This window comes from Streptomyces sp. NPDC051907, from assembly GCF_040681075.1.
Classification (GTDB): Bacteria; Actinomycetota; Actinomycetes; order Streptomycetales; family Streptomycetaceae; genus Streptomyces.
In genome coordinates this window covers 156,110-181,115 of sequence record NZ_JBFAYB010000005.1, presented here as the reverse complement: position 1 = coordinate 181,115, position 25,006 = coordinate 156,110, and the positions used below count along the sequence as shown (strand labels likewise).

21 protein-coding genes and 1 tRNA gene are annotated in these 25,006 nt (G+C 71.4%); 18 read left to right on the top strand and 4 right to left on the bottom strand.

All coding sequences use genetic code 11. From position 1 onward, the window contains the following. Positions 1-63: 63 nt before the first annotated feature. The 13 genes from AB0M39_RS05700 (at position 64) to AB0M39_RS05640 (ending at position 12,561) form a co-directional block, all read left to right on the top strand. Positions 64-462 carry an NADH-quinone oxidoreductase subunit A gene (locus AB0M39_RS05700; RefSeq protein WP_365360495.1) on the top strand — a complete coding sequence of 133 codons (399 nt, stop codon included), beginning with the start codon at positions 64-66 and terminating at the stop codon, positions 460-462. Further along, positions 453-1,160: an NADH-quinone oxidoreductase subunit B family protein gene (locus AB0M39_RS05695; RefSeq protein WP_365360493.1), complete on the top strand. Its 708-nt coding sequence runs from the start codon at positions 453-455 to the stop codon at positions 1,158-1,160. Before AB0M39_RS05700 ends, AB0M39_RS05695 begins: the two co-directional genes overlap by 10 nt. Further along, a complete protein-coding gene (locus tag AB0M39_RS05690; RefSeq protein ID WP_365360491.1) occupies positions 1,157-2,719 on the top strand; it encodes an NADH-quinone oxidoreductase subunit C in 1,563 nt (520 codons plus the stop codon). The genes AB0M39_RS05695 and AB0M39_RS05690 overlap by 4 nt, the downstream gene beginning before the upstream one ends. Then, positions 2,716-3,681, top strand: a complete 966-nt coding sequence (locus tag AB0M39_RS05685; protein WP_365360489.1) for a complex I subunit 1 family protein — start codon at positions 2,716-2,718, stop codon at positions 3,679-3,681. Before AB0M39_RS05690 ends, AB0M39_RS05685 begins: the two co-directional genes overlap by 4 nt. Before the next feature lie 2 nt (positions 3,682-3,683). Then, the gene (locus AB0M39_RS05680) at positions 3,684-4,406 is read left to right on the top strand and encodes an NADH-quinone oxidoreductase subunit I (protein WP_365360487.1); all 723 of its coding nucleotides are present in this window, start codon (positions 3,684-3,686) and stop codon (positions 4,404-4,406) included. Next, positions 4,403-5,110, top strand: a complete 708-nt coding sequence (locus AB0M39_RS05675; RefSeq protein ID WP_365360485.1) for an NADH-quinone oxidoreductase subunit J — start codon at positions 4,403-4,405, stop codon at positions 5,108-5,110. The genes AB0M39_RS05680 and AB0M39_RS05675 overlap by 4 nt, the downstream gene beginning before the upstream one ends. After that, positions 5,110-5,481 carry an NADH-quinone oxidoreductase subunit NuoK gene (gene nuoK, locus AB0M39_RS05670; RefSeq protein WP_365360483.1) on the top strand — a complete coding sequence of 124 codons (372 nt, stop codon included), beginning with the start codon at positions 5,110-5,112 and terminating at the stop codon, positions 5,479-5,481. Before AB0M39_RS05675 ends, nuoK begins: the two co-directional genes overlap by 1 nt. Continuing rightward, a complete protein-coding gene (locus AB0M39_RS05665; RefSeq protein ID WP_365360481.1) occupies positions 5,478-7,487 on the top strand; it encodes an NADH-quinone oxidoreductase subunit L in 2,010 nt (669 codons plus the stop codon). The genes nuoK and AB0M39_RS05665 overlap by 4 nt, the downstream gene beginning before the upstream one ends. 27 nt (positions 7,488-7,514) lie before the next feature. Beyond that, the gene (locus AB0M39_RS05660) at positions 7,515-9,068 is read left to right on the top strand and encodes an NADH-quinone oxidoreductase subunit M (RefSeq protein WP_365360533.1); all 1,554 of its coding nucleotides are present in this window, start codon (positions 7,515-7,517) and stop codon (positions 9,066-9,068) included. Next, positions 9,065-10,594 carry an NADH-quinone oxidoreductase subunit N gene (locus AB0M39_RS05655; RefSeq protein WP_365360478.1) on the top strand — a complete coding sequence of 510 codons (1,530 nt, stop codon included), beginning with the start codon at positions 9,065-9,067 and terminating at the stop codon, positions 10,592-10,594. Before AB0M39_RS05660 ends, AB0M39_RS05655 begins: the two co-directional genes overlap by 4 nt. Positions 10,595-10,741: 147 nt before the next feature. Then, positions 10,742-11,605 (top strand): zinc metalloprotease HtpX, encoded by an 864-nt coding sequence (htpX, locus tag AB0M39_RS05650; protein ID WP_365360476.1) that lies wholly within the window; start codon positions 10,742-10,744, stop codon positions 11,603-11,605. Further along, complete coding sequence (locus AB0M39_RS05645; protein ID WP_365360474.1) at positions 11,602-11,994, top strand: YccF domain-containing protein; 393 nt, start codon at positions 11,602-11,604, stop codon at positions 11,992-11,994. The genes htpX and AB0M39_RS05645 overlap by 4 nt, the downstream gene beginning before the upstream one ends. A 297-nt stretch (positions 11,995-12,291) precedes the next feature. Next, positions 12,292-12,561, top strand: coding sequence for a GlsB/YeaQ/YmgE family stress response membrane protein (locus AB0M39_RS05640; RefSeq protein WP_365360472.1), 270 nt, complete (start codon positions 12,292-12,294; stop codon positions 12,559-12,561). Between the two features lie 94 nt (positions 12,562-12,655). Here AB0M39_RS05640 and AB0M39_RS05635 read toward each other — a convergent pair whose 3' ends face one another. The 3 genes from AB0M39_RS05635 to AB0M39_RS05625 all read right to left on the bottom strand — a co-directional run bounded on the left by AB0M39_RS05635 (position 12,656) and on the right by AB0M39_RS05625 (position 14,542). Beyond that, positions 12,656-13,366, bottom strand: coding sequence for an alpha-ketoglutarate-dependent dioxygenase AlkB (locus tag AB0M39_RS05635; RefSeq protein ID WP_365360470.1), 711 nt, complete (start codon positions 13,364-13,366; stop codon positions 12,656-12,658). Beyond that, positions 13,363-13,875: a methylated-DNA--[protein]-cysteine S-methyltransferase gene (locus AB0M39_RS05630; RefSeq protein ID WP_365360468.1), complete on the bottom strand. Its 513-nt coding sequence runs from the start codon at positions 13,873-13,875 to the stop codon at positions 13,363-13,365. Before AB0M39_RS05630 ends, AB0M39_RS05635 begins: the two co-directional genes overlap by 4 nt. A 178-nt stretch (positions 13,876-14,053) precedes the next feature. Next, positions 14,054-14,542 (bottom strand): YajQ family cyclic di-GMP-binding protein, encoded by a 489-nt coding sequence (locus tag AB0M39_RS05625; RefSeq protein WP_365360466.1) that lies wholly within the window; start codon positions 14,540-14,542, stop codon positions 14,054-14,056. A 194-nt stretch (positions 14,543-14,736) separates the two neighbouring features. On the opposite strand from AB0M39_RS05625, the gene AB0M39_RS05620 reads away from it, so the two are divergent. From AB0M39_RS05620 to AB0M39_RS05610, 3 genes are all read left to right on the top strand, one after another. Beyond that, positions 14,737-14,818 (top strand) — tRNA-Tyr (locus tag AB0M39_RS05620). Positions 14,819-15,231: 413 nt separating this feature from the next. Beyond that, positions 15,232-16,338, top strand: a complete 1,107-nt coding sequence (locus AB0M39_RS05615; protein ID WP_365360464.1) for a hypothetical protein — start codon at positions 15,232-15,234, stop codon at positions 16,336-16,338. Positions 16,339-17,321: 983 nt separating this feature from the next. Next, complete coding sequence (locus tag AB0M39_RS05610) at positions 17,322-17,978, top strand: class I SAM-dependent methyltransferase (protein WP_365360462.1); 657 nt, start codon at positions 17,322-17,324, stop codon at positions 17,976-17,978. Positions 17,979-18,069: 91 nt separating this feature from the next. On the opposite strand, the gene AB0M39_RS05605 is transcribed toward AB0M39_RS05610, so the two are convergent. Then, on the bottom strand, positions 18,070-19,509 hold the full coding sequence (locus tag AB0M39_RS05605; protein WP_365360460.1) for a hypothetical protein: 1,440 nt from the start codon (positions 19,507-19,509) through the stop codon (positions 18,070-18,072). Between the two features lie 62 nt (positions 19,510-19,571). Between AB0M39_RS05605 and AB0M39_RS05600 the strand changes: the two genes are divergently transcribed. Then, positions 19,572-21,962 (top strand): hypothetical protein, encoded by a 2,391-nt coding sequence (locus AB0M39_RS05600; RefSeq protein WP_365360458.1) that lies wholly within the window; start codon positions 19,572-19,574, stop codon positions 21,960-21,962. After that, entirely contained in the window at positions 21,949-24,891 is a 2,943-nt protein-coding gene (locus AB0M39_RS05595; protein ID WP_365360456.1) for a hypothetical protein, read from the top strand. Before AB0M39_RS05600 ends, AB0M39_RS05595 begins: the two co-directional genes overlap by 14 nt. The last annotated feature ends 115 nt before the right edge of the window (positions 24,892-25,006 follow it).

Sequence of the window (25,006 nt, the reverse complement as noted above, 5' to 3'; positions counted from 1 at the left end):
GACAAGATTTGTGATCGCCGACAAGATTTGCCAACGAACGAAGTCAGGGAGCGAGGGGCGGACGTGCCGGAACCGACCGTGAACGTGCTCGCGGCGGACTACTTCGAGAGTTACTCGGTCGTCGGACTGCTCGCGTTGATCGGAGTGCTGTTCGTCGCCGTCGCCTTCGGGGCGGGCCGTCTGCTGCGCCCGGTGGCGCCGACGCCCGAGAAGCTGCTGACCTATGAATGCGGCGTCGACCCGGTGGGCGAGGGCTGGGCGCATACCCAGGTCCGCTACTACGTCTACGCTTTTCTGTACGTGATCTTCGCCGTGGACTCGATCTTCCTCTTCCCGTGGGCGACGATCTTCGCGGCCCCGGGATACGGCGCGACCACGCTCGTGGAGATGTTCGTCTTCCTCGGCTTCCTGGCCGTGGGACTGCTCTACGCATGGAAGAAGGGCGTCCTGTCATGGACGTAACCCAGCAGTCGCAGCCTGCCGGCCCGGCCGGGCCCGAGCCGCAGCTGCTTCCCACGCCGACGCGGCTCGGCGCACTGGCCCGGCTCGCGCCCGAGCCCATGAAGGTCGTCCTGAACTGGGGCCGCCGCTACAGCCTGTGGGTCTTCAACTTCGGCCTGGCCTGCTGCGCCATCGAGTTCATCGCCGCCTCCATGGCCCGGCACGACTTCATCCGGCTCGGCGTGATCCCCTTCGCCCCGGGCCCGCGCCAGGCGGACCTCATGATCGTCTCGGGCACGGTGACGGACAAGATGGCGCCGGCGGTCAAGCGCCTGTACGAGCAGATGCCCGAGCCCAAGTACGTCATCTCGTTCGGCGCCTGCTCCAACTGCGGCGGCCCGTACTGGGACTCGTACTCCGTGACCAAGGGCGTCGACCAGATCATCCCGGTCGACGTCTACGTGCCCGGCTGCCCGCCCCGGCCCGAGGCGCTGCTCCAGGGGATCATCAAGCTGCAGGAGAAGATCTCCCGCGAGTCGCTCGGCGAGCGGTACGGCAACGGCGCCGCCGGCCCCTCGACCGCCGCCCTCCGCAGCGGCCTCGTCACCCCACCGCCCCCGCCCGGCGGGAACGGGACCGGTGACGACAGCGCGCCCGGCGACAACGCGTCCGGCGACAACGCGTCCGGCGGGAACGGGACCGTGGGGAGCCAGAAGTGACCGCCTACGACCGGCTCCCTGAGGCCGCCGCCGAGATCTTCGGCGAGGAGGCCACGGCCGAGCAGGCGTACGACCTGCTGACCGTCGACGTCCCCGCCGGCTCCTGGATCGCCGCCCTGGAGACCGCCCGGGACCAGCTCGGCTGCACCTACTTCGACTGGCTGAGCGCCGTCGACGAACCGGGCACGGGCTTCCGCGTCTCCGCCCACGTCGCCGCGCTCGAGGCGGGCCGGGTCCGCCGGCTGCTGATCCGTACGACGGTCGCGCACGAGGCTCCGGTGCTTCCCTCCGCCGTCGAGGTCTACGCCGGCACGGCCTGGCACGAGCGCGAGACGCACGAGATGTTCGGCGTCGACTTCACCGGCCACCCGAACCTCGTCCAGCTGCTCCTCCCGGAGGGCTTCGAGGGCTACCCGCTCCGCAAGGACTTCGTCCTCGCGGCCCGCGTCGCCAAGGCGTGGCCGGGCGCGAAGGAGCCGGGGGAGTCCGAGCACGGCGGCCCCAAGCGCCGCCAGATGCTCCCGCCGGGCGTCCCCGACCCGAACGAGTGGGGCCCCCTCAAGGGCCAGCTCCCCCCGGCCCCGGCCCGTCCGACCCGAGCGGCCCGCCCGGCGGCCGCAGGCGAACGCCCCCCACGCCGCGCCCGCACCGCCTCGGAAGGCTCCGCCAGCCAGCCCTCGGCTTCGGGAGCGCCAGAGACGCCGGACGCCTCCGCCCCTCCGGCGGCCCGCCCCCCGCGCCGCACCCGCAGCGCGAGCGACGGCTCGGCCAGCCAGTCCCCGGCTGCCTCCGAGGCTCCCGAGGCAGTGGAGTCCGCAGAGCCCTCCGCGCGTCCGGCGGCCCACCCGCCGCGCCGCGCCCGCAGCGCGAGCGACGGCTCCGCCAGCCAGTCCGCGGCTGCCTCCGAGGCTCCCGAGGGAGTGGAGTCCGCAGAGACCTCCGCCCCTCCGGCGGCCCGCCCGCCGCGCCGCGCCCGTAGCGCGAGCGCGGGCTCCGCCAGCCAGCGCGAGCAGGCCGACGCCCCCGAGGCCCCGCCGACCCCCGCAGAGCCCGAGCCCGCGGCGGAAACCCCGGCCAAGGCTCCGGCGGAGGCCGCAAAAACCGAGGCCACGGAAGCCCAGGCCAAGGAAGCCGAGGCCACGGAAGCCCAGGCCACGGAAGCCGAGGCCAGTAACGCCCCCGCCACCCCCGCGCCGGGGGAGACTCCTGCCCGGCCGCCGCGCACCCGCAGCGCCGACGCACCCTGGCACCACGCGCGCCCGGCGTTCGACGACAAGGCCGACTCCGCAGCCGCCGACGCCGGAGCGGAGGACTCGGCGAGCACCACCCCTGCCGCCGCCGACGACACCGGCCCGGAGGCCAGCCCAGACGCCAGCCCGGACACCGGCCCGGACGCCACCCCAGACGACGGCCCAGGCCCCGCCCCAGGCCCCACCCCCGGTGACGCCGCCCCCGCCGCCCCCACGCCTGAGAACTCACCCACCCCCCGGCCCGCGTCCGAGTCCGCCGACGGACCCGACGACGAGTCGACCGAGCCCGCCGGAGGCGACCCCGCGTGAACGACGCTCTCGACGTCGCCTTCCGGCTGCTCGTCGTCTTCGCCGTATTCCTCGTCCTGCCCCTCGTCATCGGGCAGACCGAGCACAAGGTGATGGCCCATATGCAGGGCCGCCTCGGCCCCATGTACGCGGGCGGCTTCCACGGCTGGGCCCAGCTCGTCGCGGACGGCGTGAAGTTCGCGCAGAAGGAGGACGTGGTCCCGGCCGGCGCCGACCGCCGCGTCTTCCAACTCGCTCCCGCCGTCGCGCTCCTCCCGTACCTCCTCGTCCTCGTGGCCATCCCGATCGGCCCGAGCGAGGGCGCGGTCGGCATCGTCGTCGACGCGGGCATCTTCTTCGTCCTCGCCGTGATGGGCGTCGGCGTGCTCGGCTCGCTCATGGCGGGCTGGGCGTCGGCCAACAAGTTCTCCCTCCTCGGCGGTCTGCGCACCGCCGCTCAGCTGCTGGCGTACGAACTGCCGATGCTGCTGACCGCCGCCTCCGTCGCCATGGCCGCCGGCACGGTCTCGCTGGTCGGCATCCTCAACGCCTTCGAGTGGTGGTGGGTGCCCTGGCAGATCATGGGCGCCCTGGTCTTCTTCGTCGCGGGCCTCGCCGAGCTCCAGCGCCCGCCCTTCGACATGCCGGTCGCCGACTCCGAGATCATCTTCGGCGCGTACACCGAGTACACGGGCCTGCGCTTCGCGCTGTTCCTGCTCGCCGAGTACGCCGGCATCGTCGTGCTGTGCGGTCTGACCACCGTCCTCTTCCTCGGCGGCTGGCACGGCCCGTTCGGCGCCGAGGGCCTGGGGTGGGTCTGGACCCTGCTCAAGACGGCCGTGCTCGCCTTCGTCGTCATCTGGCTGCGGGTGAGCTACCCGCGGATGCGCGAGGACCAGCTGCAGAGGCTCGCCTGGACCACGCTCGTCCCGCTCGCCCTCGCCCAGATCGCCCTCACCGGCGTCGTCAAGGTGGTGATGTAGACATGGCTCCGATCCCCGGATCCGGCCTCGCCAAGGGCCTGGCCGTCACGTTGCGGACGATGACGAAGAAGACCGTCACCGCGCAGTACCCCGACACCCAGCCCGAACTCCCGCCCCGCAGCCGAGGCGTGATCGGTCTGTTCGAGGAGAACTGCACGGTCTGCATGCTCTGCGCCCGTGAGTGCCCCGACTGGTGCATCTACATCGACTCCCACAAGGAGACGGTCCCGCCCGCGGCCCCCGGCGGCCGCGAGCGCAGCCGCAACGTCCTCGACCGCTTCGCCATCGACTTCGCGCTCTGCATGTACTGCGGTATCTGCATCGAGGTCTGTCCTTTCGACGCGCTGTTCTGGTCGCCGGAGTTCGAGTACGCGGAGACGGACATCCACGAGCTCACCCACGAACGCGACAAGCTCCGCGAGTGGATGTGGACGGTTCCGGCCCCGCCCGCGCTCGACCCGAAGGCCGAGGAGCCGAAGGAGATCGCCGCCGCCCGCAAGACAGCCGAGAAGCTCGCCGCCGCCCAGGCCGCGGCAGCCGAGGCGCCTGCCGCCTCGGAGGCAGGAGCAGCGGCAGAAGCATCGGCCGAGGCAGGAGCAGCAGAGGCCGAGGCCGCCACGACGCCGAAGCCCGCCGCGGCGTCGAAGCCTGCCGCGCCTCCGTCCGCCCCCGCCGCCCCGCCCGGCGACGACGAACAGCCCCCGGCCGAGGGAGGCCAGGCATGATGCTCGCCGCCACGCGCCTCGCCGCCGAGACGCCCGGCTTCCTCTCGCCGACCGGCGTCGAGGTCGCCTTCCTCCTCGTCGGCCTCGCCACCTTCGGCGCCGCCGTCATCACGGTCACGACCAAGCAGCTGGTGCACGCCGCCCTCTGGCTGGTCGTGGCGCTCGGCGGCATCGCCGTCGAGTACCTGCTGCTGACGGCCGAGTTCGTGGCCTGGGTCCAGGTCCTGATCTACGTCGGCTCCGTGGTCGTCCTCCTTCTCTTCGGGCTGATGCTCACCAAGGCCCCCATCGGCCGCTCGCCGGACGCCGACTCCGGCAACCGCTGGGTCGCCCTGGCCGTGGCGGTCGTCGCCGCGGCCGCCCTGGTCTGGGTGGTCGTGGACGCCTTCCGTACGACCTGGATCGACCTGGACGGACCCGCCCAGGGCTCCACCAAGGTCTCGGGCGAGATGCTCTTCCGGCACTGGGTACTGCCGTTCGAGGCGCTCTCCGTGCTCCTGCTGGCCGCCCTCGTCGGAGCGATCGTCCTGTCCCGCAAGGACCCCGAAGGCGCCAAGGATCCCAAGGGCACCAAGGACCGCAAGAACCCCAAGGGCGCCAAGGACCCCAAGGGCGCCGCAGGCGCGAACCGCCCAGCGGCAACGGCCGCCGCTCCGAACGCCACCGACGCCCAGCGCGCCGAGGATCCCGAGGGGAAGAGCTGATGCACCTCGCCTATCCCACCGTGCTCGCCGTCCTCCTCTTCTGCGTCGGGCTGTACGGAGTGCTCGCTCGCCGCAACGCGATCCTCGTCCTGATGTCCGTCGAGCTGATGCTCAACGCCGTCAACCTGAACCTGGTCGCCGTCGACGTCTGGCTGCGCGACACCCTCCACGCCGGCCAGGCCCTCACCCTCTTCACCATCGCCATCGCCGCCGCGGAGATCGGCATCGGCCTGGCGATCGTCCTGATGGTCTACCGCAACCGCGGCACCCCTGACGTCGACAAGCTCCGCGACACCGCCGAGGGCTCCCCAGCCGAGCCCGCCGACCCTGACGCGACCGCCTCGGCGCAGAAGGCTGAGGCCACCGCGTGACCACCACGACCCTCGCCGTCCTCGTACCTCTCCTTCCGTTCCTGGGCGCCGCGGCCGGGCTGCTGCTCGGCCGCACCGCCCCCGGGTTCGTACGGCCGCTCGCCGTCCTGCCGACTCTCGTCGCCGCCGTGCTCGCCGTCGTGGTCGCCGTCCGGCAGGGCGGCGGGAAGCCGATCGCCGCCTCGACCGAGCTCACCCCCACCGGGTCGGTCCCCATCGACCTCGCCCTCTACCTCGACGGCTTCGCGGTCCTGGTCGCCGTCGTGGTCGGGGTCGTCGCGACCTGCGTGCAGATCTACTCGACGGGCTATCTGCGCGACGACCCGCGCTACCCCTCGTACGCGGCTCTCGTCTCCCTCTTCACCTCCGCGATGCTGCTCGTCGTCTACTCCGGCGACCTGATGGTGCTGCTGGTCGGCTGGGAGATCATGGGCATCTGCTCGTACTTCCTCGTCGGCCACTACTGGGAGACGCCCGAAGCGCGCGCCGCCTCCCTGAAGGCCTTCCTGGTCACCAAGCTCGGCGACGTCCCCTTTCTGATCGGTCTGTTCGCGCTCGCCGCCGACGCCGGCACGTTCCAGATCACCGGGATCCTCGGGTCCGTCGCGGCCGGGGGCATCGAGAACCCCACCCTGATCGCCCTGCTGCTCCTCGCGGGCGTGGCGGGCAAGTCGGCGCAGTTCCCGCTGCACACCTGGCTGCCCGACGCGATGGCGGGCCCCACCCCCGTCTCCGCGCTGATCCACGCCGCGACGATGGTCGCCGCCGGCGTCTACTTCGTGGCCCGGCTCCTTCCTGTCTTCGCCGCCTCCGCGGCAGCGCTCACCGTCCTCGCCGTCATGGCCGCCGTCACGATGGTCGGCTCGGGGCTCGCCGCCCTCGCCCAGGACGACATCAAGCGCGTCCTCGCCTACTCGACCATCGGCCAGCTCGGCTATATGTCGGGCGCCCTGGCCGTGGGCGACCGCGGCGCCGCCGTCTTCCACCTCATGTCCCACGGCGCGTTCAAGGCAGTGCTCTTCCTCGCCGCCGGCGTGGTCATCCACGCCGCCGGCACCAACTCGCTGGCCGCCATGTCCCGGATGAGCGGCCTCGCCCAGCGGATCCCCGACGCGTACTGGACGATGACCATCGCCCTGCTCGCGCTCGCCGCGATCCCTCCCTTCGCCGGCTTCTTCTCCAAGGAAGCCGTCCTCGTGGCCGCCGAGCACACGGCGCTCGGCGACTCCGACATCGCCCCCGGCGCGGCCGGCTGGACGGTGCTGATCGCCGGTCTGCTGACCGCCCTCCTCACCGCCGCCTACGCGATGCGCCTCTGGCTGCTCGCCTTCCGAGGCCGGGGCGCCGAGGCCCCCGACCACGGCAGGGAGCCCCTCTCCATGAACGCCGTGCTCTGGGTGCTCGCCATCCCCTCACTCGGCTTCGGGCTGACCGTGACCTACTTCGACGACTGGTTCGACGGCCGTCCGCTCACCCCGACCGTCACCACGGCCGTCCTCGGCACCGGCGTCGCCCTGGTCGGCGGACTGGTCACGTACGCCGCCTGGCGCGCCGTGCGGTTCCGCCCGGCCTCGGCGGCCGCCGCTCCGATGGGGGCCGTCGCCGCCCACCCGGACGCCGCGCCGTCCGTCTCCGAGGCGGAGGCGATCTCCGCGCACACGCCCGTCTACGGCGACATCGCGGCAGCCCCCGACCCGGCCGACCCCGGACGGCTGCTGCTGGGCCCGCTGCACCGCCACGCGGCCGCCGGCTTCCACGTCGACGCCGTCTACTCGGCCCTGTTCGTACGCCCGGTACGCGCGGCCGCCGAGCTGGTCCGGTTCCTGGACCGCGAAGTCGTCGAGACGTACGTACGCGGATCGGGGACCGGAGCGCGCTGGCTCGGCGCGGCCGTCCGCCGCGCCCAGACCGGCAATGTGCAGACCTACCTCAGCGCCCTGCTCGCCGGGTCCGTCGTCCTGGCGATCGCCGCCGTCGTCCTTTCCAACGTCAACGCCGGATCGTGAGCCGTGATCGATATCAGCGCGTCCGTGATGCAGTTCCTTCTCGCGTTCATCGTCGTCGTCCCGCTCCTCGGCGCCGCCGCCGCGCTGCTGCCCGCCCCGCCCGGGCTGCGGGGCACGAGCCCGGACCAGGCGGTCCTGCGCCACGGCGTGACCGTCACCGGCGCGATCCTGCTGGCCACGATCGTGCTGGCCGCCGGCTTCGACCACGACCAACCGTCGAAGATGCAGGCCACCACAGACATCAAGTGGATCCCCGCACTCGACGTGCGCATCCACCTCGGCGTCGACGGCATTTCCCTCCCCCTTCTGGTCCTGACCGCGCTGCTGACCTTCCTGTGCGCGCTGTACAGCTACTTCAAGATGCCCGCGGGCCCGTCCCCGAAGGCTTTCGTCGCCCTGCTGCTCGTCCTCGAGTCCGGCACCCTCGCGACCTTCGCCGTCCTCGACCTGCTGCTCTTCTTCCTGGCCTTCGAGATGGTCCTCATCCCGATGTACTTCCTCATCGCCCGCTGGGGCGGCGAGGAGCGGGGTCCCGCCGCCTGGAGGTTCATCCTCTACACGCTGCTCGGCTCAGTCGTCATGCTGCTCGGCCTGCTCCTCATCGGTCTGAAGGCCGGCACATTCGACATGGTGGCACTCGCCACTGACAACGGCCGGGACCTGACCACATCCGTGCAGGTCATCGCCGTTCTGGCAATCGGTCTCGGCCTCGCTGTGAAGACCCCGATGTGGCCGCTGCACAGCTGGCTCCCGGACGCCCACACCGCCGCCCCGACCGTCGGCTCGGTCCTGCTGGCCGGCGTGCTGCTGAAGATGGGAACGTACGGGTTCGTCCGTATCGTCCTGCCCATCGCGCCCGACGGCATGCAGACCTTCGCGCCGTACCTCGCCGCCTTCGCCGTCGCCGGCGTCATCTACGGATCCCTGGCCTGCCTGGCCCTCGCCAAGCAGGGCGCGGGCGGCGATCTGAAGCGCCTGATCGCGTACTCCTCCGTGGGCCACATGGGATTCGTCCTGCTCGGCATCGCGACCATGACGCCCACCGGCGTCAACGGCGCGCTCTTCGCCAACATCGCCCACGGTCTGATCACCGGCCTCCTCTTCTTCCTCGTCGGAGCGCTCAAGGACCGCTACGGCACCGCCGACCTCGACACCCTCGCCGGGGCGACGGGCGCGGCGCTCTACGGCCGCGCCCCCCGGCTCGGCGGCCTGCTCGCCTTCGCCGCCGTCGCCTCGCTCGGCCTGCCGGGCCTGGCCGGCTTCTGGGGCGAGATGCTCGCGCTGTTCGGCGCGTTCGACCCGGCGGAGGGGCTGAGCCGTCCCGCGTTCCTCGTCTTCATGTCGATCGGCGCGTTCGGCACGCTGCTGACCGCCGCGTACCTCCTCGTCGTCGTGCGCCGCGTCTGCATGGGCGCGCGGCCCGCGGAGGGAGCGCCGCAGCTCGCCGACGTCCAGACGTACGAATTCGTCGCCTGGACCCCGCTCGTCGCCCTCACCGTCCTCGCCGGACTGTGGCCCGCGGTCCTCCTCGGCCTCACCGACCCGGCCGTGCAGAAGCTCCTCGCAGGAGGCAAGTCGTGACCGTGGCAGCCGACAGCGTCGCCAGCCTCGTCCAGTCCGTCGACTGGCTCGCGATCGCGCCGCCGACCATCACCGCGGTCGTCGCCGTGGTCGTCCTGGTGGCCGACCTCTTCGTGCCGGAGCGCGACAAGCGCCTCCTGGGCGCGCTCGCCATCGCCGGTCTCGTCGCCGCGCTCATCACGCTGGTGCCGCAGCGCAAGGGCGACCGGTCGACCTTCTGCCTCACCACGGACGCCGAGGCGTGCAGCTATACCGCCGACCACTTCACGCTGGTCATCCAGTTCCTGGTGCTCGGCGGCGCGCTCCTGACGGCCCTGCTCTCGCTGAACGACACCCAGAAGAACCTCCCCGCAGGGGAATTCTGGTTCCTGCTGCTCTCCTCAGCGGCCGGCGCCGCGCTGCTGCCCGCCTCCCGCGACCTCGCCACCCTGGTGGTCGCCCTCGAGGTCGCCTCGCTGCCCGCCTTCGCGCTCGTCGGACTGCGGCGCGGCGACCGGCTCTCCAGCGAGGCGGCCCTGAAGTTCTTCCTCTCCTCGGTCGCCGCGACCGCCGTGATGCTGCTCGGCGTCAGCTTCGTGTACGCCGCGACCGGCAGCATGCACCTGACTCAGATCGCCGCCGAGCTCGACAGCGTTCCCGCGCAGCTCGACGTCCTGGCCAAGGCGGGCGTCGCGCTGACCCTGGTCGGCTTCGCCTTCAAGACGGCCGCCGTCCCCTTCCACTTCTGGGTTCCCGACACCTATGTGGGCGCGCCGCTTCCCATCGCCGCGTACCTCTCCGTCGTCGGCAAGGCGGTCGGCTTCTCCGGCCTCATCCTGGTGACCGTCATCGCCTTCCCCGCGTACGCGGACGTCTGGGGCCCGGCGATCGCCGTCCTCGCGGGTCTGACCATGACGGCGGGCAACGTCGCGGCCCTGCGGCAGTCGGCCACGCGCGCGTGGAGCGCGGTCCGCCTGCTCGCCTGGTCCTCGGTGGCCCAGGCCGGCTACCTCCTGGTGCCGATCGCCGCCGCCGCGTACTCCAGCGACGACCAGATCGGCGCGACCGTCGCGTACGCCCTGATGTACGCCGTCGTGAACCTCGGCGCCTTCGCCGTGGCCGCGCTCGTCGCCCGTACGAAGCCGCTGAACCGGATCTCCGACTACCGCGGTCTGTACGCTGCCCGTCCGCTCACCGCGCTCGCTATGGCGTTCTTCCTGCTCTGCCTGGCCGGCCTGCCGCCCGGCATCATCGGCCTCTTCGCCAAGGTGACCGTCTTCTCCTCGGCCGTGGACGCGGGCCTGGGCTGGCTGGCCGTCGTCATGGCCGTGAACGTCGTGATCGCGCTCTACTACTACCTGAAGTGGACAGCGGTCCTCTTCCGCGCCCCCGAGGGCGCCGAGGAAGCCGCCGGAGCGGGCGAGCCGGCGCCCCGGCGCGCCCCCGCCCCGATCACCGCGGCCATCGCCCTGACCGCGGCCATCGGCGTCCTCCTGTCCGGCTATCCCCAGCTGATCCTGCGCTTCGCGGCGAGCACTCTGTTCTGACCGCCACCCGAACGGCCCAGCCCGTGGCCGAGCGCACAAGGGAACTAGGGTCCCTCGCCTCGCGTTGACCTGTACAGAAGGGTCCACTGGTGAGTGGAGCACCACCACGCAAAGGGTTCCCCTGCCGCACCATTTGGAGGGCGTACCGTGCACCGCCGGCACAACGGGCTGAAGACCGCAGTTCTCCTCGGGGGACTGTCCGCGATCATCATCGTCATCGGCAGCTTCTTCGGCCGTACGGGCCTGATCGTCGCGCTCGTCGTGGCGCTCGGCACGAACGCGTACGCCTACTGGAACAGCGACAAGCTGGCCCTGCGCGCTATGCGGGCCCGCCCGGTGAGCGAGTTCGAGGCCCCCGTGCTCTACCGCATCGTGCGTGAACTCTCCACAGCCGCCCGCCAGCCGATGCCCCGCCTGTACATCTCGCCCACACAGGCCCCCAACGCCTTCGCCACCGGCCGCAACCCGCGCAACGCCGCGGTGTGCTGCACCGAGGGCATCCTGCGGATCCTCGACGAGCGCGAGCTGCGCGGAGTCATCGGCCACGAGTTGAGCCACGTCTACAACCGAGACATCCTGATCTCATCCGTCGCCGGCGCGCTGGCCTCGGTGGTGATGTTCCTGGTGAACTTCGCCTGGCTGATCCCCATCGGCCGCTCCGACGACGACGAGGGCCCCGGTCTCCTCGGAATGCTGCTGCTCATGATCCTGGGGCCGCTGGCGGCGAGCGTCATCCAACTGGCGGTCAGCCGCTCCCGCGAGTACGAGGCCGACGCCTCGGGCGCGCAGCTGACCGGCGACCCGCTCGCCCTGGCGAGCGCCCTGCGCAAACTGGAGGCCGGGACGAAGCAGTTGCCGCTGCCGCCCGAGCCGCGGATCGAGACCGCGAGCCACATGATGATCGCGAACCCCTTCCGTCCAGGCCAGGGACTCTCCAAGATGTTCTCGACCCACCCGCCGATGGCGGAACGTATCTCCCGACTCGAGCAGATGGCAGGTCACCGCCCATGAGGACAATCCTGAACGTCATATGGCTGGTCCTGAGCGGCTTCTGGCTCTTCCTGAGCTACCTGGTCGCCGGCCTTCTCCTGTGCATCACGATCATCGGCATCCCGTTCGGCATCGCGGCGTTCCGCATCGGCGTCTACGCCCTGTGGCCCTTCGGCTATACGACGGTCGAACGCCATGACGCGGGGGCGCCGTCCTGCGTGGGCAACGTCATCTGGCTGATCCTCGCGGGCTGGTGGCTCGCCCTGGCCCACATCGTGACGGGCGTCGCGCTCTGCATCACGATCATCGGCATCCCCTTCGGCATCGCCAACTTCAAGATGATCCCCATCGCTCTGCTGCCGCTGGGCAGGGAGATCGTGCCGACCGACCAGCCGTTCGCCACCCGGTGACGCCAGGGCTCTCCTAGCCCCCGAAGGCCGGGGCGAGGCAGCCCGTCAGCCCGCAGGCGGCGATCGCTCGAACGGGTGGCAGCCAGCCGGTCTGGAACTCGAGCTCCACGCCGAGGCGTTGGCGATTGTGTAGGACACCAGCACGACACCAGCACTTCGAACGACGAGAAGCCGATCGTCCCGCGCACGTCCGCAGCCGCCGCTGTGTCCTGCGCCGCACGCTAACGATCACCGCAACCGCGCCCCCATCCACCCGCGTCCTACCGGACACCACAGCACGAAAGGCAGGTTCACGGCATGGGCATCATCAGCTGGATCGTCCTCGGGCTCCTGGCCGGGGTCATCGCCAAGATCCTGCTCCCGGGCCGCGACCCGGGCGGGCTGATCGGAACGACCGTCATCGGCATCGCCGGCGCGTTCACCGGCGGATGGATCTCGGCCCGCTATCTGGACCGGCCGATATCCAACGATTTCTACGACGGGGCCACGTGGGCTGCGGCGATCGGCGGCTCGCTCGTCCTGCTGATCGCCTACCGCATCCTGTTCGGCAACTCGCGCTCGCGCTAGGCCCGGGACCGGGTCGGCCCGAACCGGCCCGGACCGAGCCGGGCAGCGGGCGAGTCCGGCGCGAGGCCCCAGGCGGTCTCGGGGTGTCAGGGCTTCAGCCCGGGAGCCCCGTCTCCCGCAGCGTGATGTTCAGCCGACCGCCGCTCATCCCCGTCGCCGGGTCCGCCGTGCCCGGACACACCTTCGGCACTCCGTGGAAGGCGAAGCGCGAGGGCCCTCCGAAGACGAACAGGTCACCGGAGACCAGCTCCACGTCCGTGTACGGCCGGCCCCGTGTCTCGGTGTTCCCGAACCGGAAGACACAGGTGTCGCCGATGCTCAGCGACACCACCGGAGCGCCTGACCGCTCCTCCTTGTCCTGGTGCATCCCCATCCTCGCCGCGCTGTCATAGAAGTTGATCAGTGCGGTGTCGGGGGAGTACGGCACGGTGCCGGGGGAGTACGGGGAGTGCTCCTGGGCGTGCTCGCCGGAGAGGTCCGGACGCTCTCCGTAGGCCTCGGCCAGCGCCGAGCGCCCCAACTCCACCAGCCACTGAGGGAACTCGGCGACCCGCTCGCCGTTCACATCGTCCGCGGTGCGGGTGTACCGGTACGGCTGCCAGTGCCAGCCCACGCACACGGTCTGCACGGACATCACCCCGCCGCCCGGCAGCATGGTGTGCCGGATCGGGACGGGACCACGCGCCCAGGAGCGGCAGGCCTCGACCAGTTCCCGCTGCCGCTCAACGGGCAGCCAGCCCGGCACGTGCACCGCGCCGGGAGCGACGACCGTTCGCTCCCTCGGAAACAGGGCGTCGCCGCTCACGACGCCAGCGCGCCCTCGAGCCCGAGGAGCCGCTCCTTGCGCTCCAGCCCGCCCGCGTATCCCCGAAGAGCCCCGTCAGCCCCGATCACCCGATGGCACGGCCGGACCACGAGCAGCGGATTGCGCCCGATCGCGGTTCCCACGGCGCGCACGCCCACGGCCGACGTGCCGACCCGCTCGGCGATCTCGCCGTACGTCGCCGTCTCCCCGTAGGGGATCTCCTCCAGCGCCTGCCAGACCCGCCGCTGGAAGGCGGTGCCGCCGTCGGCGTACTCGATCTCGAAGCGCGTCAGACGGCCCGCGAAGTACGCGGCGAGCTGCCGCCCGATCTCCTCGAAGGCCGCCGGCTCGTGCCGCCACTCGTCCTGGACGGCAGCGGCGCCCTTCTGGCCGGGAAGCGAGAGGGAGGCGAGCGCGGTGCCGCCGTTCGCCGTGGCGGACTCCTGACCCACCAGCAGCAAGTCGCCCAGCGGGCTGTCGATGGTCGCGTAGACCGTCGTGGCGCTCATGGCCTGTTCCTTTCCTCGCGGTGCGTGCACCTACGAGTCTGCGACCCGTGCCGCTGCGAGGCTGGCGGAATTCGGACGTCATGCCCGGGGCCCGCCGGCCCTGGCACGGGCCGGGGGCGGAGCGGCAAGGCTGCTCCGCCCCCGGTCGAGCCGTCGCTCGCTCCGCGCCCCGCCGCGCTCAGCGGTAGTTCACGAACTGCAGCGCGAATTCGAAGTCCTGCCCCTTGAGCAGCGCCTGCACGGCCTGCAGGTCGTCCCGGCTCTTCGAGGTGACGCGCAGCTCGTCGCCCTGGACCTGGGCCTTGACGCCCTTGGGGCCCTCGTCGCGGATGACCTTCGCGACCTTCTTGGCGTTCTCCTGGGAGATGCCCTCCTCGATCGAGGCGAAGATCTTGTACTCCTTGCCGGACAGCTGCGGCTCGCCCGCGTCCAGCGCCTTCAGCGAGATCCCGCGCTTGACCAGCTTGGTCTGGAAGACGTCGAGGATCGCGTTGACGCGGTCCTCGGAGTTCGCCTGCATAAGGATCTTCTCGCCGGACCAGGCGATCGAAGCCCCGACGTTCTTGAAGTCGTAGCGCTGGGAGATCTCCTTCGCGGCCTGGTTGAGGGCGTTGTCGACCTCCTGCCGCTCTACCTTCGAGACGATGTCGAAACTGGAGTCGGCCATGTCCTGTGGCTCCTTGTATCGGGTGCGTGGAGGCGCGGCCGGGGTCCCCGGACCGCACGGGCAAGCCTAGCCACCCGCACCCGCCCGGAGGGCTGATCAATCCGGTGGCGGAGCACCCCTGGGCATCAGGTATCGTTTACGTCGTTGCCACGGAGCACCGCCCCACAGCGGTCGACTTCGAGGCGACATCCCATGGCGGTGTGCCCGAGTGGCCAATGGGAACGGACTGTAAATCCGTCGGCTTAGCCTACCCAGGTTCGAATCCTGGCGCCGCCACGCGAAAACGATGGCCCCTGATCTGCGGAAACGCAGATCAGGGGCCATCGTCGTTGTTCTCGCCGGCAGTGGTCGCCGTCTCGTTCTCCCGCACCTTCTGCCAGGTGTTGTGGACGAGACGTGGGCGGCCGCTACCGCCCCCAGGCGGCCCAGGCTCGAGTGTCGCCCCGCCCCGGACGCTGCACTCGCCTACGTCTTGATCGTTCGACCTTCCCGCAGGACGACTGCACGCACGTTGTGGCAGTTCAAGATCGCGTCTCGCGCTTTTCGCCGGGTTCCCCGGGCGAAGAGTTGTCTGGCGAACATTTGTCGCGTTGTGCGGGTATCTTGCAGGCCGCTACATTGCTGGCCTGTTCTGTCTTGGGGGGCAAATGGGCGCCGGACCTGGTGATGTAAGTCGCATGTATCGCGTAATGCACGCGGCTAAGATAATTCACGACGAGCGTGAGTGGCTGAAGTATCTGCGGCGGGAATCCGTAGTGCGTGTGCTCAATAGAGAAAACCAGCTCGTTTCCGAGAAGATCGGCGAAGCTGCAGACGAGATCTGTGAAATTCTTGAACGGACGGATCTGCCGACTGAGTCTGCTTCTGGGTTCACGAAGCGTGTCGGTAGGTGGACGCGTGAAAAGGTTAGCCGCGGGATTCGGTTTCCCCGGCATGACGGTCCATCCCATTCAACATTCATGGAGCGTCTGTACGAGTGGGTCGCACATGCGATGCACACCAACGAGGCTCAGGCTGCATTGGACAGGGTTGGCTACCCTGACCCTGTGCAACGAGCGGAGATCTTCGCCGTCGCCGTGGCGAACGAGGTTCGGGGGCTGCTCAGGGAGTCTCGTCGCCCGGAAGGCCAGAACAACGCCCGCTACCGTATGGCGGGTGTTGTACTCGGCGAGATTCCCGATCGCGAGGTTCGCGAGAGGCATGCGCACTGGCGAGCATGGCTTCAGGCGCTGGTAGCCGGCACCGTAGCAGGCCTCACCTCGGATCTCCTCTTCACGGACAACTGGCTGGACTCCCTGGGGGTCGGCGCGGCGGTTGCTACAGGTGGCGTGGCACGAGAAATCGTGGCCGGGCGATTAGTGCTCGGCCCGGACATGTTGGCCGCTCGGCGGCAAGTCATGGCATGGCTTAGACGGTTACCAGGGCGACTGTCTAGGCGCATCGAGTGGTCAGATATCTCAAGGGCCGAAGCAGTGATGGCGTCCTCGTCTCCGCTGCATGGAATTCTAGGGAGCCTGACGCATGGCGATGCTGTCATTGGAGCATTCCAAGCAGACGAACCAGATCTCGTCGATTTGGACGATCTTATTCGTCTCGCGGGGGATGTGGGGGACTCGGAGCTCCGTGCGCTTCTGATTGATGTCAGAACGGCCATGAAGTATGAGCCTCACACTCTGGCAGAGGTCATGGATGCGCTAATCATTCATCTCGACGGTGAATCTGACCCAGTCGTACTTCCAAACCAGAGACCGGCGATCCTTGTTCGTCAGCCGCGCGTAGATGGAGAGCTGACGTAGAACTCTCGTTGCCTCATAGTGGCTCCGACTCCGGTGTGGTGAAAGAGTCGCTATGAGTGTGTTCGGAGCGCGTAGGCGAGTCATGGATAGAGCGCCATGAAAAGCGACGCCGGCGCACCAAGGGTGAGCACGTCCGCTCGGGCGCGGGCCCAGGCCTCGCCGTAGCCGCCTTCCCGCACCATCCTCCGCGTGCCGTACGGAAGAGACGACCGTCGGGCGCCGTGCCGAACCGGATGAGCTGCCGGCGCAGCAAGCAACCAGCTCCGGCGGCACTGGTACGTACCGCACGGCTTTGCGCGAGCCGTGCTTGAGCCCTCGTTGGTCGTGAGCTTCGCCACTGTCCGTCCATGCCGTTCCCGAGCGTGCTCGGCTCTCGTGCAGTCGCAGCATGCCCCATCCTCGCTGGGGCAGTTCGCAGTCCCTCAGCTTGAGCCCAAACCGTCTCAGCAGGCTAGACGCGGCGTAGCAGAGGCAGCCGAAGAACGCCTCAGGTGACGTCCTCGGGTTCCTTGCCCCCGGACGTCGGCCAAGAGGGCGGCGGCGGGAGTTGGGTTCGGAACGCATGCTGGGTCCAGCTCCTCTTCCACCCGCTCAGGAGCCTCCCATCGGAACCGACTTACGCTTGATCCACGTGAGGATGGCTATCACGTCGGAGGAGAGTGCCTCGTCCCGCCGCTTGACGTTGAACGCCCAGCCATAGAGGGCCCGTCGGACGATCCAGTGACAGCCATCCCCCTCCCGAGCCCGTGACTGCGCAGGGACCGGAGCGGAATGCGATCGGACTCACCGTCACATAACGCCATCACGCGAATGGTTCGCGGCTCCAGCCGTCACGGTTGCCAGGTCCGGGCAGCCGGTTCACGCGCATAACTCCCAGGCGGACTCGGTCGCGAGCCTGGCAGGCGCAGGGGGGAGGTACGCGAGCAGTCCGCCGTTCTCCCTGGTCGGGGGCGTTGTCAGTGGCGGCTGGCAGGATCGATCCCATGTCCGATCCCACTCAGGCCATCACCGAGTACTGGGACGCCGCCGCGCCGGCGTTCGACCGCGAGCCTGACCACGGGCTGCGTCAGGAGCCCACCCGCGCCGCGTGGGCCCGGCGCCTGACGGGCTGGGCGCCCGTCGGGCCGGCCGATGTCCTCGACGTCGGGTGCGGCACCGGATCGCTGTCGCTGCTGCTGGCCGAGGCCGGGCACCGGGTCACCGGTGTGGACCTGGCGCCGCAGATGGTCGAGCAGGCCAGGGCCAGGCACACGGCCGCGGGCCTCCCCGGCCGGTTCCTCGTCGGCGACGCCGCCGTCCCGCCGACCGGCGAGGAGCGATTCGACGTCCTCCTCTCCCGGCACCTGCTCTGGACGCTGCCCCACCCCCAGGCCGCGCTCGGCGAGTGGGTCGCCCGGCTGCGCCCCGGAGGCAGGCTGGTACTGGTCGAGGGCCGGTGGCGGGAGTCCGGGCAGAAGGGCGTGCCGTACGTCGCCGGAGCCGAATCGCTGCCCTGGCACGGCGGTATATCGGCCGCTGACCTGGCCGAATCCGTCCGTCCCCTTGTCGCCGGCCTCCGCATCGAGCCGCTCAGCGGCGACCCCGAGCTGTGGGGCGGCCCCGTCGCCGACGAGAGGTACGCGCTGATCGCCCACGTCTGATCGCCCACGTTTGATCGCCCACGTTTGATCGCACGGCCGACCGCCCAGTCTGACCGCTGATCGCCTGCAACCGACCACCCCGCGTCCGCCGTCAGTCCGTGTCGCCCCCGCTCTCTCTCGGGTCGCTCGCCAACACCAGCTGGGTGATCGTGTGGGCGTCGATGGTGCGCACGGTGACTCGGTACAGGCCGGGGGCGTTCACGGTTGCCCTGGCCATGATCTCGCCGTCGCCCCAGCCCAGCTTCGGCGACTGGACGTCCGAGCCCGCCACGTCCGCGACCTCGCACTGGACGCCCGCCAGGGAGTCCACGCCGCCGAGCGTGATGGTCCACGGGGCGCCCGCCTCGACGAGGTCGGGGACGTTCAGGCCGCAGCCGGGTGCGCCCTGGGGCGGGCCGAGGTGTTCGTCGTCGCGCAGCATCTCCGCGACCGCCTTCAGCGCCACGGGGTCGGAGGCGAGGGCTCCGTGCTGGAGCGGGAGCGGTGTGACGGCGGGGCCGACCGCCGCCGACTCCTTGTAGACAGTGCCGTCGCCCTTCACGTCGTACAGCTTCAGGCGGCCGCGCGGGTCGCGGATGAACGCGCCGTCGCTGTGCTGGCGGGCGCCGTGGTGGTGCGGCGCCACGACGCCGTCGCGGATGGTCAGGCTCTGCAGGGTCGCCTGGTTGGCGCCCGCCACGGCCCGGTGGCCGGGCAGCGTGACATGGGCCTGCTTGCGGTGGAAGTCGGCCGCCGCCTGGGCCAGTTCGGCGTTGCCGCCGATGCCGCTCACATCGCCGGGAGCGAGGTGGCGCATGTCGTCGCCGTCGAGCACGCAGGTGTACCGCGGCAGGAGGTCGTGCAGCCCCGGCATGGTGGCGGAGATCGACCGCAGCTGCCGGTGGGGGAGGGGAACGGGGGCGCCGCGCCCGGAGTTGAGGATCGCGGCCGCCTTCACCGCCCCGTAGAAGGGCGTGCCCAGCGTGAGGACCGCACGGGTGTCCTCGGCCAGGTCGCTGTCGTGCGTGCCGTCGAGGGCGGCCTGGGCGACGAGGCCTCCCATGGAGTGGGCGACGAAGACGAGGCGCGCGGGGCGTTCGTCGACGCGGCTGCGGCGCGCTTCGTCGTGGGCGGGGTGCGCTCGCCAGGCGGACAGGTGGCGGCGGGCCGCCTCGGCCAGCAGGCGGCCGTTGACGGAGACGGGCAGACGCCAGTCGTACGGGAACTCCAGGACGGCTGCCGGGTCGGCGACGCAGCCGCGGGCGGTGGCGATCAGATCGGTGTAGGGCTCGAAGCCCTGAAGGTAGGGGGTCCAGGAGGAGTGCCGCATCAGCTGGGTGGGCTTGATGCGGCCCGTCTCGCCCTCCAGTTCGCGGGGCGTCAGACGCAGCGGCTCCAGCCCGTGGGGGCGGGTCCACGCCTTGAGCAGCCATGCCACACCGGATAAGCCCCAGACCGTCTTCTCGGCCACGGTGTCGTAGAGCTCGCTGCCCATGATGCCGGGGACGATGACGACCGCGTCCTGGGTCACGTCGGCGGTCGTCTCCGCCACGGCGGAAGCGGACTTCGTACGATCTGTCCTGCGGAGATTCATGGCTGTGAACAATAGAGAACATGCACGGGGAGTACCGGGACTACGGGGAGATTGGCTTAGCCGGGCGGGCGCGGTCGGCGGCGCGCGGCGAGAGCGAGGGCGCCGACGGCCCCGGTTCGCTGGTCATCGTGACGGTGGAGGACGGCGACCCGGAGTTCGCCAAAGCCATCGAGGAGCAGCTCTCGGTCGTGACCTCGTGGTGGCACGGCGGGCCCGCGCCCGGGCAGGGGTTCGTCCAGACCGTTCTGCGGGCGCCGGAGGAGCGCCACGACGTGGAGCGGTTCCTGCACACCTCCGGCATCCGGGAGGCGGGCGAGGACGAGCCGCTGGTCGTGTACATCACCTCCCACGGCGCCGTCGGCACGTCGGGCAGGCACTTCCTCCTCCTCCCGGAGACCGACCGCGACCGGCTGCTCGCCACGGGCATGCCGACCAACGACGTCGTCGTCGCCGCACTCGACTCACGGGCCCGCCACGTTCTGGTGATCGTCAACACCTGTGAGGCGGAAGGCGTCGACGTGGAGCTGCGGGCGCTCGCCCGCGACCTCGCACGGGGGCGCACCGCGGACGGCACCTTGAACGTCGTGGCGACCACGGCGAACCGCTCCCCGGTGCTGGGCCGCGAGTTCGCCCTCGTCCTGCGCGGAGCGTTCGAGTGGCTGCAGGAGGCGGCGGGCATCACCCGCCCCCATCTGTCGATCTCCGAGTTCGTCCAGGCCCTGGAGCAGGCCACCGAACGCCTCAACGCGGACCGCGGCATGTCGCTGCCCGGTCCCCGGCCGGTGCTCCAGGCCAGGCTGAGCGCGCCGGCGCCCACGCTCCCCAACCCCGGCTACCGGCCGCAGCCGCAGGTCGTCACCGAGGCCCGGGAAGAGGTCGCCGCAACGCACGAGGAGCTGGAGTACTGGCTGGACCGCGCGAGCGGCCGCGCCAGCGACGACGATCCCGGCTGGTACTTCTCCGGCCGCCAGGAGCTCAACCGGCAGCTGGCCCGTTTCGTCGAGGGCCCGGCCGGGGTCCAGATCGTGACGGGGACGGCCGCCAGCGGGAAGTCCGCCGTGCTGGGGCGGGTCGTGACCCTCAGCGACCCGGTCTTCAGGGCGTCCCCCCGGTACGCGGAGGCGGTGCGCCGGTCGCCGGCGGAGAGCGTTCCGGACGAGGGGGCCGTCCAGGTCGCGGTATCGGCCCGCAACCGGGGGCCGTTGAGCCTGATCGAGGCCATCGGCAGCCGACTGGGCTGCGAACAGGACCGCTCCCGGCCGGCGGCGGACGCGCTGCGGCAGTGGCAGGAGGGGCTGCGGAGGTTCTTCACGACGACGCCCCGTCAGGCAGACGCTTACACCGACTCGTGCACCGACGCGTACGCGGACTCGTGCACCGAGGCGTACGCGGACTCGTGCACGGATGTGGACTCCGAGACGGACAGGGACGGCGACCCGACTACGTACCCGGGCCCCTACCCGGACACCTACGCGGGCCCATACCCACGCCCACACCCGGGCGAGGACGGTGCCGGGGACGCGGACACCGTGACCGTCACCGTCGTCGTCGACAGCCTCGACGAGTCGACCGACCCCGCTGCCTGCATCCGCGACGTTCTCGCGCCTCTCGCCGCCTATGCGGGCGAGCCAGCCGGCGCGGGCCCCGGCGCCATCCCCGCCCAGGGCGCCGGCCCCGCCCCGGCCGCTCCCGCCGAGCAGACCGCCCGACGAGGGCTCCGGCTGCTCCTGGGCGTACGCAGCAGCAGCCCGGGCGACCCGGAGTCCACCGTCGCCGCCCGACCGGGAGAGCTGCTGGCGGAGTTGCAGCTCGCCTTCCCCAGGGCGCGGGTGGTGCGCACCGACGGCGACGGGGTGCAGGCGGACATCGCCGCCTATGTGACCGCCCTGCTGGCCGGCGCGCCCTGGGGCGCCGACCCGGCCACGGCCGAGCTGGCGGCGCAGCGCGTGGCGCCGCGGGTGGGCCGGTCGTTCCTCGACGCACGCCTGGCCGCCGAACAGCTGCGCCGCAGCGGCGGATCGGCCCTGCTGGACGACCCGAGCTGGCTGGCGCAGCTCGACCGGGGCACGGTGGGCCTCTTCGAACAGGACCTCGACCACGTCACGGACGAGGGGCTGAACAGGGACGAGGCGGTGGCCCTGCTGCGCGCCACCGCGTTCGGGCTGGGCCGGGGGATTCCCTGGGCGCAGATCTGGCCGGCCGTGGCCGAGGGGCTCCTGGAGGCGCCCATCGATCACGCGGACGAGAAGATCCGGCGGCTTCTGGGGAGCAGGCTGGCTGGGTATCTCACCCATGACAGCGAAGATGACCGCGTGGTGTACCGGCCGGCTCATGAGCAGCTCGCAGCCATGCTGCGCCGGTGGCCGCAACGGCCGTACGAGGTGGGGGAACCGACGGATGAATCCGGATGATCCGGAATCGGCGGCCGCGGCGAACGCGGAAGACGCGCACGCACCCGAGGGCCACGGGCACGGGGACCAGGGGGAACAGAGGGGCCAAGGGGAACAGGGGAGTCAAGGGGAGCAGAGGGGCCGGGACGCCCGGGGGGAACAGCCCCACCAGGGCGCCCGCGGGGAACCGGCGAACCATAGAGACCAGGACGACCGGGGGGAACCGGCGAACCATAGGGACCAGGACGACCGGGGGGAACCGGCGAACCATAGGGACCAGGACGACCGGGGGGAACCGGCGAACCATAGAGACCAGGACACCGGCGAGAGACTGACCCACCAGGACGACCACGCCCGCATCGCCGCCGCCCTGGCCCGACTGGCCGGAACGGACGGTCTGACGGCCCCGCACCCGTACCTGGGCCGGCATCTGGCCCGGCACGCCGCGCTCGGCGGCGTCCTGGACGACGACCATGTGCCCCCCGGCCTCCTGCCGTGGGCGACGGGCGACGGCGTGCGGGGACTGCTCGGCCAGCCGCACGACCAGCGAGGGCGTACGGAGTGGCTGACGGCGTGGGCGGCCGTCGAGCCCTATGTGCAGCAGGCCGATCTCCCCTCCCGGTGCTCCAGCCTGCATCTGGCCTACACCGCCCTGCACTATCCGGGCGCGCCGTACGCGGAACTGCCGCGGCAAGCGGCGACGTTCGCGGGCTCCCGGCTGCGGGTGCTCTGGTCCCAGTGGGCGCCCCCGTACAACGTCCTGGCCACGCTGCTGCGCCCCAGCCTGTCCCTCGCCAAGGCGTCGAAGCCGGACGGCTCCCCGCTGCTGGCGGTGGGCAACGAGGCGGGGAGCATCGAACTTCTCGACGCCACGACGGGCGCCGCCGTCGGAGACCGGATTCCCGCCCACGAGGGTGCCGTTCGCTGCCTGGCCTTCGTCCCCCGCCCGGACGGCGGCGGTGACCTCGTCTCGGGCAGCACCGACGGCGCCGTACGGATCTGGGACACCGGCCAGGGCACCCTGGTCGACCACATGAGGCCCAGGGGCAACACCTGGACCTCCGACATCGTGGGCTACCGCACCGACGAGGGGCGCCTGGCCGTGGTGGCGGTCAACGGAGAAGGCGCGATGACGCTATGGCGGGAGCAGGCGGGGGAGCGCGCCCTGGCCGCCCTGCCCGTGCACCCGCGCGACCCGGCCGCGTTCGCCCTCGCCCTCACCGTCGACTCCGACGGCCGGCGCCTCCTCGTCGGCGCCGGCGCCACGGTGAACGTGTGGAGCGCCGCGGACCATGAGTTGCTGAACGCGTACCCCGTCGAGCACGCGGTCCGGGTCCTGATCGCCACGACGGTCCCCGGCTGCGTCGCCTCAGGCCACGCCGACGGCTCCATCACGGTGTGGGACACGGCGACGGGAGTACGAGCCGCCTTCCGCGGCGACGGAGAGCCCGTCACCGCCCTGGCCGCCCTGCGCGTCGACGGCATGGACCTGCTGGCCGCGGCGGGGCCGGGGGCGACGATCGAGCTATGGGACATCGGCTCAGGGCAGTGGTCGGGCCGGCTCACCGGCCACACGGACAGCGTCACTGCGCTGCACGCCTTGTCGGCAGGTTCGACAGGCTCCGGCGGTCTCGAAGGTCCCGTAGGTCCCACCGGTCCCGCCGGTTCGGCAAGCCCCGCCGGTTCGGCAAGCCCCACCGGTTCGGCAGGTCCCGCCGGTCCTGCTGGTCCCGCAGGTTCCGCCGATCCTGCAAGTCCCGCAGGCTCCGCCGGCCCCACAGATCCCGGCACCCCCTCCGGGCCCCCGAGCCCCTCCCCGCCCTCCGGGCCCCCGACACCCTCCGCGTCCCCGACACCCTCCCCGCCCCCGACACCCTCCCCGCCCCCCGTACGCCTCGTCTCCACCGCCCGCGACAACACCGTGCGGCTATGGGACGCCCAGGCCGTCCGTCGGGCGTTGCAGGGTGCCGACAGCGCTCCGGCCGCACTCGCGGCGGTACTCGCCGACGTCCCGGCCGCCGCGCCCTGCCTGGCCGTCGGCTACACCACCGGGCAGGTCCAGGCGTGGGACGCCAGCGGCCGTACGCCCCAGGCGTGCGCCCCCGGCGCGCGTACGCCCGCCGCGGCCTTCAGCACCGCTCCCCAGCACCCCGCCTCCGCCCTCGCCTGGGCGCCGTCCGCGCCCGGGAGCCGGCGGCTGCTGCTGTGGGCCGCCGCCGACCACAGCATCCGCGGCTGGGACCCCGAGCACGGCGCGGCGGCCGACACGGCCCTCGTCGGCCACTGTCTGCCGGTGCGCGCCATCGCCTCGACCACGGACGCCGACGGGCGGCGCCTCGCCGTCAGCGGCGGCGACGACCACACCGTCCGGCTGTGGGACCTGGACCGCGGTCTGGCGCTGCGGCAGTGGCGGCACTCCTTCGGCGTACGGACCGTGGCCGCGGCTCCCGACGGCCGCGGCGGAAACTGGCTCGCCTCCGGCAGCGCCGACGGGACCGTACGCCTGTGGAGTCCCGACGACGGCGCCCCGGCCGCGGAGTTCCCCTGCCTCCAGGGATGCGTCAACGCCATCGCGATCAACGCGCTGCCGCCCTCGCTGCCCCCGTTCCTCGCCAGCGGCGGAGACACGGGAGCGCTGCGCCTGTGGAACCTGTCCGAGGCCGTGCCGATGGGCGAGCCGCTGCTGGGGCACACCGCGCCCGTCGAAGCCGTCGCGACGTGGTCGACGGACGACGACGACCCTCGCTCGTACGTCGCCAGCGCGGCCCGGGACGGCACCATCCGGTTCTGGGACGCCGCGTCGTCGACGTGCGTCCTGCAGCTGGCGACCGGCAGCCGCGTCCGCGCGCTGTCGGCCCGGCTGAGCGACCAGCGCCCGGGCCGCGTCGTCCTCGCTCTGGCCGGAGAAGCCGGCGTCGCCGTCCTCGAACTGGGCCTGGAGGACCTGTAGCCGGCCAGGAGCGCGTGTGCGCCCCCTCAAATCCTTCGTGCGCCCCTGATGGAATCCGCAAGAAAGCCTTTTTCATACGCCAGGCGTCAGAGAATGATCGTTCAGCTCTGTGAGC

Excerpts from the sequence above, each read along its gene's own strand:
- AB0M39_RS05695 (WP_365360493.1), top strand. The coding sequence starts at position 453 with ATGGACGTAACCCAGCAGTCGCAGCCTGCCGGCCCGGCCGGGCCCGAG.
- AB0M39_RS05680 (WP_365360487.1), top strand. The coding sequence starts at position 3,684 with ATGGCTCCGATCCCCGGATCCGGCCTCGCCAAGGGCCTGGCCGTCACG.
- AB0M39_RS05675 (WP_365360485.1), top strand. The coding sequence starts at position 4,403 with ATGATGCTCGCCGCCACGCGCCTCGCCGCCGAGACGCCCGGCTTCCTC.
- nuoK (WP_365360483.1), top strand. The coding sequence starts at position 5,110 with ATGCACCTCGCCTATCCCACCGTGCTCGCCGTCCTCCTCTTCTGCGTC.
- AB0M39_RS05660 (WP_365360533.1), top strand. The coding sequence starts at position 7,515 with ATGCAGTTCCTTCTCGCGTTCATCGTCGTCGTCCCGCTCCTCGGCGCC.
- AB0M39_RS05645 (WP_365360474.1), top strand. The coding sequence starts at position 11,602 with ATGAGGACAATCCTGAACGTCATATGGCTGGTCCTGAGCGGCTTCTGG.
- AB0M39_RS05640 (WP_365360472.1), top strand. The coding sequence starts at position 12,292 with ATGGGCATCATCAGCTGGATCGTCCTCGGGCTCCTGGCCGGGGTCATC.
- AB0M39_RS05630 (WP_365360468.1), bottom strand. The coding sequence starts at position 13,875 with ATGAGCGCCACGACGGTCTACGCGACCATCGACAGCCCGCTGGGCGAC.
- AB0M39_RS05625 (WP_365360466.1), bottom strand. The coding sequence starts at position 14,542 with ATGGCCGACTCCAGTTTCGACATCGTCTCGAAGGTAGAGCGGCAGGAG.
- AB0M39_RS05615 (WP_365360464.1), top strand. The coding sequence starts at position 15,232 with ATGCACGCGGCTAAGATAATTCACGACGAGCGTGAGTGGCTGAAGTAT.
- AB0M39_RS05610 (WP_365360462.1), top strand. The coding sequence starts at position 17,322 with ATGTCCGATCCCACTCAGGCCATCACCGAGTACTGGGACGCCGCCGCG.
- AB0M39_RS05600 (WP_365360458.1), top strand. The coding sequence starts at position 19,572 with ATGCACGGGGAGTACCGGGACTACGGGGAGATTGGCTTAGCCGGGCGG.
- AB0M39_RS05595 (WP_365360456.1), top strand. The coding sequence starts at position 21,949 with ATGAATCCGGATGATCCGGAATCGGCGGCCGCGGCGAACGCGGAAGAC.